The sequence below is a fragment of the Klebsiella sp. R390 genome, assembly GCF_051131745.1.
GTDB lineage: Bacteria > Pseudomonadota > Gammaproteobacteria > Enterobacterales > Enterobacteriaceae > Klebsiella.
The window spans coordinates 1224925-1237942 of sequence record NZ_CP180445.1 but is presented as its reverse complement, the minus strand read 5'-3'; the positions used below and the strand labels follow the sequence as shown (position 1 = coordinate 1237942).

At 53.3% G+C, this 13018-nt stretch carries 15 protein-coding genes; 5 read left to right on the top strand and 10 right to left on the bottom strand.

Annotated features, from left to right (window positions below):
• Positions 1-143 precede the first annotated feature (143 nt).
• Positions 144-1709, top strand: coding sequence for an alkyl hydroperoxide reductase subunit F (gene ahpF / locus ACMYSP_RS05820; protein ID WP_434585933.1), 1566 nt, complete (start codon positions 144-146; stop codon positions 1707-1709).
• Positions 1710-1790: 81 nt separating this feature from the next.
• Here the strand turns inward: ahpF and uspG are convergent, their stop codons facing one another.
• The 4 genes from uspG to dcuC all read right to left on the bottom strand — a co-directional run bounded on the left by uspG (position 1791) and on the right by dcuC (position 5277).
• Entirely contained in the window at positions 1791-2219 is a 429-nt protein-coding gene (gene uspG, locus ACMYSP_RS05815) for a universal stress protein UspG (RefSeq protein ID WP_123755928.1), read from the bottom strand.
• A gap of 210 nt (positions 2220-2429) precedes the next feature.
• Positions 2430-2840 carry a nucleoside diphosphate kinase regulator gene (gene rnk / locus ACMYSP_RS05810; RefSeq protein WP_434585932.1) on the bottom strand — a complete coding sequence of 137 codons (411 nt, stop codon included), beginning with the start codon at positions 2838-2840 and terminating at the stop codon, positions 2430-2432.
• Between the two features lie 183 nt (positions 2841-3023).
• A complete protein-coding gene (gene rna, locus ACMYSP_RS05805) occupies positions 3024-3821 on the bottom strand; it encodes a ribonuclease I (protein ID WP_434585931.1) in 798 nt (265 codons plus the stop codon).
• Between the two features lie 85 nt (positions 3822-3906).
• Positions 3907-5277 carry an anaerobic C4-dicarboxylate transporter DcuC gene (dcuC, locus tag ACMYSP_RS05800; protein ID WP_434585930.1) on the bottom strand — a complete coding sequence of 457 codons (1371 nt, stop codon included), beginning with the start codon at positions 5275-5277 and terminating at the stop codon, positions 3907-3909.
• A 289-nt stretch (positions 5278-5566) separates the two neighbouring features.
• Between dcuC and pagP the strand changes: the two genes are divergently transcribed.
• Positions 5567-6142 (top strand): lipid IV(A) palmitoyltransferase PagP, encoded by a 576-nt coding sequence (gene pagP / locus ACMYSP_RS05795; RefSeq protein WP_434585929.1) that lies wholly within the window; start codon positions 5567-5569, stop codon positions 6140-6142.
• A 194-nt stretch (positions 6143-6336) separates the two neighbouring features.
• Positions 6337-6546 carry a transcription antiterminator/RNA stability regulator CspE gene (gene cspE, locus ACMYSP_RS05790; protein WP_004859511.1) on the top strand — a complete coding sequence of 70 codons (210 nt, stop codon included), beginning with the start codon at positions 6337-6339 and terminating at the stop codon, positions 6544-6546.
• A gap of 57 nt (positions 6547-6603) precedes the next feature.
• Here the strand turns inward: cspE and crcB are convergent, their stop codons facing one another.
• Positions 6604-6990, bottom strand: coding sequence for a fluoride efflux transporter CrcB (gene crcB / locus ACMYSP_RS05785; RefSeq protein ID WP_434585928.1), 387 nt, complete (start codon positions 6988-6990; stop codon positions 6604-6606).
• An 82-nt stretch (positions 6991-7072) separates the two neighbouring features.
• On the opposite strand from crcB, the gene ACMYSP_RS05780 reads away from it, so the two are divergent.
• On the top strand, positions 7073-7861 hold the full coding sequence (locus tag ACMYSP_RS05780; RefSeq protein ID WP_434585927.1) for a deaminated glutathione amidase: 789 nt from the start codon (positions 7073-7075) through the stop codon (positions 7859-7861).
• A gap of 130 nt (positions 7862-7991) precedes the next feature.
• Positions 7992-8198: a twin-arginine translocase subunit TatE gene (gene tatE, locus ACMYSP_RS05775; RefSeq protein WP_434585926.1), complete on the top strand. Its 207-nt coding sequence runs from the start codon at positions 7992-7994 to the stop codon at positions 8196-8198.
• Positions 8199-8443: 245 nt separating this feature from the next.
• Here tatE and lipA read toward each other — a convergent pair whose 3' ends face one another.
• The 5 genes from lipA to dacA all read right to left on the bottom strand — a co-directional run bounded on the left by lipA (position 8444) and on the right by dacA (position 13011).
• Positions 8444-9409, bottom strand: a complete 966-nt coding sequence (lipA, locus tag ACMYSP_RS05770) for a lipoyl synthase (protein WP_123755935.1) — start codon at positions 9407-9409, stop codon at positions 8444-8446.
• Between the two features lie 170 nt (positions 9410-9579).
• On the bottom strand, positions 9580-10515 hold the full coding sequence (locus ACMYSP_RS05765) for a YbeF family transcriptional regulator (protein ID WP_434587022.1): 936 nt from the start codon (positions 10513-10515) through the stop codon (positions 9580-9582).
• 176 nt (positions 10516-10691) lie between these two features.
• Entirely contained in the window at positions 10692-11333 is a 642-nt protein-coding gene (gene lipB, locus ACMYSP_RS05760; protein ID WP_434585925.1) for a lipoyl(octanoyl) transferase LipB, read from the bottom strand.
• A gap of 101 nt (positions 11334-11434) precedes the next feature.
• Entirely contained in the window at positions 11435-11698 is a 264-nt protein-coding gene (ybeD, locus tag ACMYSP_RS05755; RefSeq protein WP_041144576.1) for a DUF493 family protein YbeD, read from the bottom strand.
• A 113-nt stretch (positions 11699-11811) separates the two neighbouring features.
• Positions 11812-13011, bottom strand: coding sequence for a D-alanyl-D-alanine carboxypeptidase DacA (gene dacA, locus ACMYSP_RS05750; protein ID WP_123755939.1), 1200 nt, complete (start codon positions 13009-13011; stop codon positions 11812-11814).
• Positions 13012-13018: the final 7 nt, after the last annotated feature.

Sequence of the window (13018 nt, the reverse complement as noted above, 5' to 3'; positions counted from 1 at the left end):
CCCTGACGGGAAATTCAAAGAAAATTCGTTTTATTCAACGGGTGCATCGCTGTGCCCGTTTTTTCAAATACCATGATGCAAGCCGCATTCAGGTTGTCTTATGAGGCAGCTTGCATGATGACGTTTTTAGAGAGGGAAGAATCATGCTCGATACCAATATGAAAACCCAGCTTAAGGCCTACCTTGAGAAACTGACTAAGCCGGTTGAACTGATTGCCACGCTGGATGACAGCGCCAAATCGGTGGAAATCAAAGAACTGCTGGTTGAAATCGCCGAACTGTCGGAAAAAGTGACCTTCAAAGAAGACAACAGCTTGCCTGTCCGCAAGCCTTCTTTCCTGATCGCCAATCCTGGTTCGCTTCAGGGGCCGCGTTTTGCCGGCTCCCCGCTGGGACACGAGTTCACCTCTCTGGTACTGGCGCTGCTGTGGACCGGCGGTCATCCTTCGAAAGAGACCCAGTCTCTGCTGGAGCAGATTAGCGCGCTGGACGGTGATTTCGAGTTCGAAACCTACTACTCGCTCTCTTGCCACAACTGTCCGGATGTGGTGCAGGCGCTGAACCTGATGGCGGTGCTGAACCCGCGTATTAAGCATACCGCGATTGACGGCGGCACCTTCCAGAACGAGATTACCGATCGCAACGTCATGGGCGTGCCGGCTGTGTACCTCAATGGTAATGAATTTGGTCAGGGTCGTATGACGCTGGCGGAAATTGTCGCGAAGGTCGATACCGGCGCGGAAAAACGGGCGGCAGAAGAGCTGAATAAACGTGACGCCTATGACGTGCTGATTGTCGGCTCTGGCCCGTCAGGGGCTGCGGCTGCGGTCTACTCTGCACGTAAAGGTATTCGTACCGGTCTGATGGGGGAGCGTTTCGGTGGCCAGGTGCTGGATACCGTTGATATCGAAAACTATATCTCGGTACCGAAAACGGAAGGGCAGAAGCTGGCCGGGGCGTTAAAGGCCCACGTCAACGACTATAACGTCGATGTGATTGACTCGCAGAGTGCGGCGAAGCTGATCCCGGCAGCGGTTGAAGGCGGCCTGCATCAGGTTGAAACCGCCTCTGGCGCGGTGCTGCAAGCGCGCAGCGTGATCATTGCCACCGGTGCAAAATGGCGCAACATGAACGTGCCGGGTGAAGACCAGTATCGTACCAAAGGGGTGACCTATTGCCCGCACTGTGACGGCCCGCTGTTTAAAGGTAAGCGCGTGGCGGTCATCGGCGGCGGTAACTCCGGCGTTGAGGCGGCCATCGATCTGGCCGGACTGGTTGAGCACGTTACGCTGCTGGAGTTCGCGCCGGAGATGAAAGCGGACCAGGTGCTGCAGGATAAAGTCCGCAGCCTGAAAAATGTCGATATCATTCTGAACGCGCAGACTACTGAAGTGACCGGGGACGGCAGTAAAGTGACCGGCCTGCAGTATCGCGATCGGGTAAGTGGCGATGAACACCACATTGCGCTGGCGGGGATTTTCGTGCAGATCGGATTGTTGCCGAACACCACCTGGCTGGAAGGCACGATTGAGCGCAATCGGATGGGTGAAATTATCATCGACGCGAAATGCGAAACCAACGTCAAAGGCGTGTTTGCCGCGGGTGACTGCACCACCGTGCCGTACAAACAGATTATTATCGCCGCGGGCGAAGGGGCGAAAGCATCCCTGAGCGCCTTTGATTATCTGATTCGCACTAAAACAGCATAAAAAAAAGCGTAAGACTATACCTGCAAATCAAAGAGGCTACCCATGGGTAGCCTCTTTTCTTTCTGGTACGCCCGGTAACGCTTATCTGACCACCATTACTGGAATATGGGCATGGCGAATAACGCTCGAGGCATTAGAGCCCAGCAGGTGGGTACTGATTGACGGATTGCGGGAACCAATCACCACCACATCGGCTTTAATTTCGTTCGCGAGTTCGTTCACCATATCGCGTACGTTGCCAAAACGGACGTGCATTTTTATCCGCGACGGGTCGATGCTGAAATGACCGGCCATGGTTTTCAGCCGGGTCTCCGCCTCGTGCTGTAAATGCTCTTCAAAGCGACGCAGATCGGCGGTAAAACGGCTCATCGTGAAGCTGGACGATCCGGGTAATACGTGGAGCAGGTGAATAATCCCGTCCTGCTGGGCCAAAAACTCCGCGTGGCGGACGGCCTTGTCGCTCAACTCCATCTCAAAAACATCAACTGGCATAATGATAGTGTTATACATATGCATTCCTCCTTGTTCGACTGTTTCTATATCAACACATTATACAAGCTTATAGTGTCATTCAGGTCGCAAAACTGTCGGCGTAGGCGCAAAGGGGCGTAAAATTTTGTCAGGCGTCAGAAGGGGTAAGGCGAGGGGCAGAAACGAGGGGCAGAAAGAGGATGCGGGGCATCCTCTGAATAAAGCATAATGCTTCAGGCAGCGGAGGAATTAACGATGAAACTCACCGGCGGCTTCTGGTTGGTACAGTAGCTCAAGTACTTCAAGGTGTGCCGCGGTGCCACCTGGTAATTCCCAGTGAATGGCGCTGCCGACTTTCAGCCCGAGCAACGCCGCGCCGACGGGGGCGAGTACCGAAAGCTGAGTCGCGCTATCGGTGACCTGCGACGGAAACACCAACGTCCGCACGCGCTCTTCGCCGCTGCTCAAATCACGGAATCGGACCTTGCTGTTCATACTGACAACATCGTGCGGCATTGCCGCCGGTGCCAGCATTTGGGCGCGATCCAGTTCGTCGTTCAGCGCGTCGGCGACCGGGGAATTGGCATAAGCCGGCTGCTCGAGCAGCTTGTCGATGCGTTCGGCATCGAGCTCATTAATGATGATTGCGGGTCTGGTCATCGCATACTCCATGTTATCCAGGAACCTGTCCGTAAAAGAAAACCCTCACCGAAAAGGGCAAGGGTTAATGTCATCCCATCATACTGAGACTTGTCGGCAGTTTGAAGTGATTAAACGCACATTAACTCACGTTCACTGTGAGGTTACGCTGACATTTTTCCGTTCATGTTGCCCGTGCAGCGGTCAGTTACCGGCTTTATCAATAATAAACTGCTGGCCGCAATTCCCTGGATGTGGCTGGGGCAGGAACGCGTCGGCAGAGAGCGGCTGGTTGATGGCCGTCGCTTTGATGGCGATTTGCATTTCGGTCAGATAGGCCGGATTGCCGTTGCAGGTTAGCTTGAAGGCTTTGACGCTTTGCTTACCGTAGGCCTGGGCGACTGCCGCATCGAAGTCGTCACGGCTGACCTTTTGCCCGTAGTGTTTCACCAGGAAAGCGCCCAGCGAACTGCGTTTCACATCTTCATCAAGACGTACCATCGTCCCGAAGTAGCTATCGGGGTCAAAACCAAAACAGACGCCGTGTTTGGCGTATTCATAACGCTCAAGGCACGAGTTGCCGCCTGCGCCGGGCATCACGCTATTGAGTTTGTTCGCCATCTCCAGCGACAAGCCGGTCTCGGCGGCCTGGCATTTTTTGCCGCCTTTCACTTCCGGCATGTTGGGCACCGGGCGAGTGGCGCAACCAAAACGCATCCAGCGTCGCTCGTCAACGCCACGGGCCGCAACGGACTTCGGCAGCCCCGGCCAGAGACCGTGAACCGTTAAGAAATCAGCTTTGTTGGGAAGTTCCTGCTGCAAACGGCACTCTTCTGGTTCGCTGCGGTTGCGGTCATGCATGCTCTGGCAGAACCCCGTTTGCCATGATAAAGCCAGCACGTAGCGGTCAAAATCACCATATTGCGTTGCGCTGAGCGGTTCAGCACCGGCCTGGGTTGCCGTTAATAAGAGGGCAAGGGCGGCGAAATCCTTCCTGAACATGTTTATTCCTGGTGGTGGATGACAATGATTTACAGGAAAATATTAAAGCACAAAAAAGGCGCCTGCTGGCGCCTTTTCGCGTTTATTACATGGCGCTGCCGGGGACCAGCACTTCGGTGGCGATAATCACCACCACCAGCCCGACGATCACCGGGACGGAGGTGCGTTTCACCACTTCAAACGGCGATATTTTCGCCATGCCGGCCACCGCGACCACGACGCCAGAAACCGGTGAAATCGTGCGGCCGAGGTTGGAGGCCTGCAGCATTGGAATCGACAGGTAAGCCGGGTTGATACCCGACGAATGGGCCAGCTTCGGGATCATCTCTACGAAGGCATAGAACGGGGCGTTACCGGAACCGGTGGTCATGGCTGCAAGCATGGTGAGGATCACCAGCACCAGCATCAAAATAATGCTCGCCGAACCAAACGAGGTGGCAATGGAAATCAGGCTGTTAATAAAGCCGATGGTGCTCAGCCCCTGGGCGAAGACCCCGGCGGCGACTAACAGCATAACCACACCGGCGAAAGCATCGGCCATTCCACGGTAGGCGACTTCCAGCCCCGCGAAGACGTTTTGCGTATTGAAGCCGCGGAAGAATTCCAGCACCGCAGCCAGCAGCATGCAGATCACCAGAATGGCGATAATATGCAGCTCCGGCCCCCATTTGCCGTCAAAAATCAGCACGCCGATAATGGGTGTAAACGGCAGCAGGGCATAGAAGGAGGGCGCGGTGGTGGTGATTTCATTCACATCGAGCATTTCATGAACAACGTTTTCTTTTTTATCCAGATAGCGTTGCCAGAAGAAATGGGCAATGGCCATGCTGATAATTGCGACGATGGAAATCGGCAAGGTGGTTTTAAAGGCAAAGTCGATTAGCGGCATTTCCGCTGCTTTGGCGGCCAGCACCACGTCACCAGAGGTCGGCGAGAGAATAATCGCGGCCGGTGAGGCGCAAATAGCGGCGGCGGCGCCACGACTGATCCCGACGTTAACCATCACCGGGAACAGGGTTGCCATCAGCAGTACGCCAAGGCCGGTAGCCGATGAGACGGCCAGCGACATCAGGCAGGCCACGAAGTAGGCAGCAATCATCAGCAGATAGGGAGAGTTAATGTAGCGCAGCGGTTTTGAGGCCAGCTTAACCACCATATCGTTGGCGCCAATATGGGTCATGTAGGTGGCAAACCCGCAGAGCATCATGATCATCATGCCGAGATCGCCGCCGCGGCTCATCAGCAGGATTTTGACGTATTCGATAATGTCCGTTGCGGAATAACCGGTGCTTTTTGTCTCACCCGGTAAAATCTTATGTCCCATCAACGCGCTGACGATCAGCAGTGTCAAACCGCCAACAAACAGCACGCCGGTGGCGGAGTACCCTTTGATGATATAGCGGGCCACCCCCACAATGACCACAATCCCAATAAGGATTTCAACTAGCGTAAGCATTATTTACCCCTAAGCCCTTAACCAAAAGAATCTGCTAATAAATAAACTGAAGAAAAAATTAAGTGAGCGAATGTGCCGAAAAAATGGGCTAAACATGCTGATGCAAATCAATAAATCGATGAGAACCCGGCGCTCATCAACGAAGGGGAGGCGATCATCACAAAATGGGAAACACGAATGCGGGGATTTGCGTGGGGCAAAAACAGGAATTTGCCTAATTTCGTTAAGGTAATATTAAGTTTATACTTGCTATCTTTGTGAGCTTTAGCATAGAAATTGGTAATAAATAGTGTTGAAACAACGTCAGGTCGTACCGTTTTTCCTCGTCTTACTGGGGATTTTGCTCTCTTGCCGCGCGGCGAATGCGTCGTTTAGTTCGACGATTAGCGACGGGTATAACACCTTAAGCAATAATGTGGCGCAAACCTGGCAGGAACCTGAGCACTACGATCTCTATGTTCCCGCGATCACCTGGCATGCCCGCTTTGCTTACGACAAAGAAAAAACCGATAAGTACAACGAACGTCCCTGGGGGGCGGGGTTTGGTGTAACGCGTTGGGATGACAAAGGGAACTGGCATGGCCTGTACCTGATGGCGTTTAAAGACTCATTTAACAAATGGGAGCCCATCGGCGGCTACGGCTGGGAAAAAACCTGGCGCCCGTTGGCGGACGATAACTTTCATCTTGGCCTCGGCTATACGCTGGGTGTGACGGCCCGAGACAACTGGAACTACATTCCGATTCCGGTGATATTGCCTTTGGCATCAATCGGTTATGGTCCTGCCACTTTCCAGATGACCTATATTCCCGGCACCTATAATAACGGCAACGTTTACTTCGCGTGGGCCCGTTTTCAGTTCTGATTCTGGCATAACTTAGCAATAAAAGAGATAAACCGTCTCTCTTGTGCAAAAACAACAACTAAGCCGCGGCCCCCTAAAAAAGATAGCGACTTTTGTCACTTTTTAATAAAGTTAGGCTGGACAAAAGGCACCGCAATTGGTGTACTGGTGTCCGACACAGATTAGTGTCTTTTTTTCATATAAAGGTAATTTTGATGTCTAAGATTAAAGGTAACGTTAAGTGGTTTAATGAGTCCAAAGGATTCGGTTTCATTACTCCGGAAGATGGCAGCAAAGATGTATTCGTACATTTCTCTGCAATCCAGTCCAACGGTTTCAAAACTCTGGCTGAAGGTCAGCGTGTAGAGTTCGAAATCACTAACGGTGCCAAAGGCCCTTCTGCTGCAAACGTAAACGCTATCTAAGCATTGCGTCAGTAGAATATAAAAACCCGCTTTTAGCGGGTTTTTTTTTGCCTGTCGTCAGCGACTGGCGTGGGAAAAAATCCAGAATGCCGCCGCTGTCATGGCAAATGAGCCTAACAGATTGACCACGATATTCAGCAGCGCCCAGCTGAAGCGGCCCTGTTGCAGCAGGAACACAACTTCTGCAGAGAAAGTAGAAAAGGTGGTCAGTCCGCCGCAGAACCCGGTGGTGATCAGCAATTTCCACATCGGGTCAACGTCGGTCAGGCGATTGAACCATGCCAGCCCGGCGCCAATGATAAACGCACCTAGCAGGTTCGCCGTCAGCGTACCAATGGGAATGGCGTGATGCATTGGATTGAACTTCATACCTAACCACCAGCGCAATACGCTGCCGGTGCCGCCGCCAACAAAAACGGCTAAAAGTAGTTGTGACACACTCATTCCCTGCTAATTAGTTAATATAGGATCGAGTGTAGCGCGCACAATGCGTGGCTGGCTACGAAATACCTGAGGGGAGACAACGATGTTGGCTGCAGCTGGACAATTTGCCGTCACGCCGGACTGGAAAACCAATGCGCATACCTGCGTTGAATTAATGAAGCAGGCGGCCGGGCAGGGAATATCCTTGCTGGTTTTACCGGAAGCATTACTGGCTCGTGACGACGGTGACCCTGATTTGTCGGTCAAATCGGCGCAGGAGATTGATGGTGGCTTTCTGCAGCTCTTACGTGAAGAGAGCCGCAATAACGCGCTCACCACGGTGCTGACGGTGCATGTCCCTTCCGGCCAGGGACGGGCAACCAACACGCTGGTGGCCATACGCCAGGGTAACGTCATTGCGCAGTACCAGAAGCTCCATCTCTATGATGCCTTCTCGATGCAGGAGTCGCGTCTTGTCGATGCGGGACAGCAGATCCCTCCGTTGATTGAGGTTGACGGGATGCGGGTTGGCCTGATGACCTGTTACGATTTACGTTTCCCTGAGCTGGCGTTAGCATTGGCGCTGAAGGGGGCTGACGTGCTGGTGTTACCGACGGCGTGGGTGCGAGGACCAATGAAAGAGCATCACTGGGCTACGCTACTGGCGGCGAGGGCGCTGGACACGACCTGTTACCTTGTGGCGGCAGGAGAGTGCGGTACCCGCAATATCGGCCAAAGCCGGATTGTCGACCCGCTGGGGATGACACTCGCAGGGGCGACGGACCGGCCGCAGATGATTGTCTCGGACCTGTCTGTCGACGTGATTCGCCAGGTACGCGAGCGTTTGCCGGTCTTAATGAACCGCCGCTTTGCGCCACCGCAATTATTGTGACGTTTTTTTAAACAAGGCTTGATTCACCTTGTTACAGATTGCTATTGTGTCCGCGCGTCAAATAGCCGTTAATTGTTCGCGTGTATGATGGCGTATTCGCAGCGTGTATTAGAGAAGAAGGTTGTAAGCTATGGGTGAGATTAGTATTACCAAACTGCTGGTTGTCGCAGCACTGATTATCTTAGTGTTTGGTACCAAAAAATTACGTACGCTGGGTGGAGACCTGGGTTCCGCTATCAAAGGCTTTAAAAAAGCCATGAATGATGACGATGATAGCGCGAAAAAAACCAGTGCGGAAGCAGACGCTCCGGCACAGAAACTCTCTCATAAAGAGTAATTAAAGGCGCGTTCCCCGACGACGGGAAGGTGTAACCGTCAGGCATGAGCCTGAACGTCAGAAGAGGCTGCAGCGCAAACCGCTGTGGCCTTTTTTATGGCCGTATTTTGGTGAAGGTGAAAGACTAAAGGCCCAAAAATGCAAGCAGGTGTTACAAGGGACGGTAAGAGGGAGAAATAAGGCTGGAAGGGGAAAACAGACCGCTGCGCGAAGGGGCTCACGCAGCGGTAAAGGCACGGTGAAGGTTACTTCACTTCCATCCCTTTGGCTTGCAGGTCGGCGTGGTAGGAAGAGCGTACGAACGGGCCACAGGCTGCATGGGTGAAGCCCATTGCCAGCGCTTCGGCTTTCATCTCTTCGAACTCATCCGGGCTGACGTAACGCTGAACCGGCAGGTGGTGACGGCTCGGTTGCAGGTACTGACCCAGGGTGAGCATGGTGACGCCATGACGACGCAGGTCACGCATGACCTCGATGATCTCTTCGTTGGTTTCGCCAAGACCCACCATCAGACCTGATTTGGTTGGGATCTCCGGATGCGCTTCTTTAAAACGCTCCAGCAGCTTCAGCGACCAGTTGTAATCAGCGCCCGGACGAACCTGGCGATACAGACGCGGCACGTTTTCCAGGTTGTGGTTAAACACGTCTGGCGGCGTCACGGTGAGGATATCCAACGCACGATCCATACGGCCACGGAAGTCAGGAACCAGCGTTTCGATCTTGATCGTCGGGTTTTTCTCACGGATCGCGCTGATGCAATCGGCAAAGTGCTGAGCACCGCCATCGCGCAGATCATCGCGGTCAACGGAGGTCACGACGACATAGCGAAGCGCCATATCGGCAATGGTTTGTGCCAGTTTCTGCGGTTCATTGGCATCGGGGGTAACCGGACGACCGTGGGCGACGTCGCAGAACGGGCAACGGCGGGTACAAATCGCGCCGAGGATCATAAAGGTTGCGGTACCGTGGTTAAAACATTCCGCCAGGTTTGGGCAAGATGCTTCTTCGCACACGGAGTGCAGGCCGTTCTTACGCATCGCTGCTTTGATACCCTGGATACGGGATGAGTCAGCCGGAAGTTTGATTTTCATCCATTCCGGTTTTCTGAGCAGAGCTTCACGCTCAGTTGCCACGTTTTTCACCGGGATAAGGGCCATTTTATCGGCGTCGCGGTACTTAACACCGCGTTCCATCACAATGGGTTTACTCATAGCGTGCGTGTTCCAGTTGCGAGTCACGAGAGAAAGCGAATCAATTCAAGGAAATGTTGTATTTATCAACTATTTTTGAATTAAGGACAGGCAGTATATCATCGATATGGGACAGAAAGCAGCCTGCCCGTTCGGCAAATTGTAAAATAGTTGTTGTTTTCTGCTTCCCCTCACGAGTTTTCCTGCCGGAACGCCTGACGGACCGTCTCGATAATTTCATTCAGCAACGATTCCTGGGCGCTGAGTCGGTTGTAATGCAGCGAGACATCAATACGTTCCTGCTGCAGGCGCGGGTAGTCGATCGCCACAAGTGGCCAGCTTTGCGACATCATGGCAAACATGCGTTCCGGCATCAGGCCAAGCATATCGCTGTGACCGATCATGGCCGCCTGGGTAAACAGATTGTAACTGCTGAAACCACAACGGCGATCCCCCAGATGCTCCTGCAACTGGCGGTGGATGGCGGGGTAGCGCTGGCCTTCCGGCAGGATCAGCGCAAACTCATAGCGCTGCAGGTTCTCATCGCTCAACGGCATCTGCAGAACCGGATGTCCTTCCCGGCAGTACATCACCAGTCGATCCTGAAACAACAGATGGTGGGCGATAAGCTGACCGCTGTGGGCGAAGCTGTCGATCAGTAAATCAACCTGACGTTGATTCAGCTGGCTGGCGGCATCGGTAATGGCGACGTTATGCAGCAACACCTGCGGAAAGCGTTGTTTCAGCACCTTGGCGATATCGGGAAGGATCAAGGCCCCAATGTTCGGCGAGGTCGCCACGGTAATGACGCGCTGCTGATGGGCGCTACCGGCCAAATCCAGCGCGCTCAGAAACGACTCCATCCCCTGACTGATGTACTGGTGAAGATGGGTGGCGTAAGCCGTGGGCGTGACGCCCTGTCCTTTACGGATAAACAGGGGATCGGGGAAGAGGGTGCGGAGCTTGTTAATCGACTGGCTGATGGCCGAGGGGGTGATATTCAGAACTTTTGCGGCATTAACGATACCCTTATGAACGTACACCGCTTCAAAAATAGTCAGCAGGTTCAGATCCACATTGCGCAACACGCGCAATACCTGGCGGTCGTGATGTCGCTCCTGCGATATGGGTAATTCGGGTGAAGGCTTGTTATTGTCCACTCAGTCGTTCCTGTGATCGTGCATAGCGCAAGTATAGCGGTCAGTCGCTCGGTCGTGAGTGGCATTTAATTGCAAATATAATGACTTAACGAGAAATGATGGCAGGATATTGCGCCCCAGAGGGCGCAAAGAGAGAAAAATGATTATGCGGTCACAAACTCGTGTGGCGGATCGCCGAGCAGGGCCAGCAGACTGGTTACCAGATGTGGTGCCACCATCGTCGGCGTGATATCGGGCCGCCACTGACGCATCTGCGCCATCTCCATTCCGGCATATCCGCAGGGGTTAATGCGCTGGAACGGTGACAGATCCATGGCGATATTTAACGCCAGGCCATGGAACGAACATCCCTTACGGATGCGTAAACCGAGCGAACAGATTTTTTGTTCACCGACATAGACGCCTGGGGCATCGGCGCGCGGATGTGATGCAATCTCGTACTCCGCAAGGGTGTTCACGACGGTTTGCTCCAGCAGCGTCACCAGTTCGCGTACGCCAAGCTTGCGGCGCTTGAGATTCAACAGCACGTACATCACCTGTTGTCCCGGCCCGTGGTAGGTCACCTGGCCGCCGCGGTCGCTTTGAATCACCGGGATATCACCGGGCACCAGAACGTGTTCGGCTTTTCCTGCCTGGCCCTGGGTAAAGACCGGATGATGTTCTACCAGCCAGATTTCATCCAGAGTTGTTTCATCGCGGGTGTCGGTAAAGTCATGCATTGCCTGCGAGACAGGTTCATAAGGTTGCAGGCCAAGTTGACGGATAAGGATTTTATTATGCTGCAAAACAACGTCTCCGCAGAGAGAGAAGTGACTTAAGGAGGCGAGTATATCACAGCAGGGCGGGAGAGAGATGACCCGGCACCAGGGCCGGGTCAGGGAATCGATTACAGCACCATCCGGACGATTTCAATGTTGCCCAGCTCTTCGTACAGGGTTTCGACCTGCTCGATATGGGTAGCGTTGATGGTGATGGAGACCGAGTGGTAGTTCCCCTTGCTGCTCGGTTTTACTTGCGGAGAGTAATCACCAGGCGCATGGCGCTGTACCACTTCCACCACCTGATCAACCAGCTCAGGCAACGCCTGCCCCATTACTTTGTAAGTAAATGGAGTAGGGAATTCAAGCAGTTCGTTAAGTTTGGTTTTCATGTCAGCTCCGGTGTTACGACAAAAAATAATAACTCCCACGTGGGTGGGAGTTATCAGGTTACTTTGATGATTAGTATATGGGGATGTAAATCACACTTTCAAGTGTTCGATTTTTAACCAAACCAGTGGTGGAACATTAATTTAATGTAATCAATCATTTTGCCGAAGAAATTGCCTTCCGGAATTTCCTGCAGGACCACCAGCGGGCGTTGATCGATGGTTTTGCCATCCAGCTGGAAGTTAATGGTGCCGACGACCTGGTTTTTCTGCAGCGGCGCGTGCAGTTCGGTATTGTTCAGAACATAGCTGGCTTTCAGGTCTTTCATGCGTCCGCGTGGGATAGTCAGATAAACATCTTTATCAACACCCAGTGAAGCACGATCGCTGTCGCCAAACCAGGCTGGCTCGGAAGAGAACTCTTTACCAGCTTTCAGCGGGTTAACCGTTTCAAAGAAGCGGAAGCCCCAGGTCAGCAGCTTTTTGCTTTCGGATTCACGACCTTTAAAGGTGCGACCACCCATCACCGCGGAGATCAGACGCATCTGGCCTTCGGTAGCGGATGCCACGAGGTTGTAGCCTGCTTTGTCGGTATGGCCCGTTTTAATGCCGTCAACGTTCAGGCTGTTATCCCACAGCAGACCGTTACGGTTCATCTGACGGATACCGTTAAAGGTGAACTCTTTTTCTTTATAGATGGTGTATTCGTTCGGCACGTCGCGGATCAGTGCCTGACCAATCAACGCCATATCGCGCGCGGAGCTGTACTGGCCCTCAGCGTCAAGACCATGAACGGTCTGGAAGTGGCTGTTTTTCAGGCCCAGTGCGTTGACGTAGCTGTTCATCAGGCTGACAAACGCATCCTGGCTGCCGGCAACATAGTCGGCCATCGCCACGCAGGCATCGTTACCGGACTGCAGGTTGATACCACGGATCAGCTGAGATACCGGGACCTGCATGCCAGGCTTCAGGAACATCAGCGAAGAACCTTTAAACACCGGGTTACCGGTCGCCCACGCATCGTTACCGACGGTAACCAGATCGGATTCTTTAAATTTACCCGCTTTCATGGCCTGGCCGATAACGTAGCTGGTCATCATTTTGGTCAGACTGGCTGGGTCACGACGGGCATCGGCATTGTTCTCTGCCAGCACTTTGCCTGAGTTGTAATCGATAAGGACCCAGGACTCTGCATCGATCTGCGGTGCGCCTGGGATCATGGTTTTGAGGTTCAGGTCATCGGCGTGGGCAGCGGAGGAGAGCGCCGCAACGGAGAGGGCCGTAGCGAGTAAACGTGCGGTGAAAGAGGTCTTCATGGTCTGA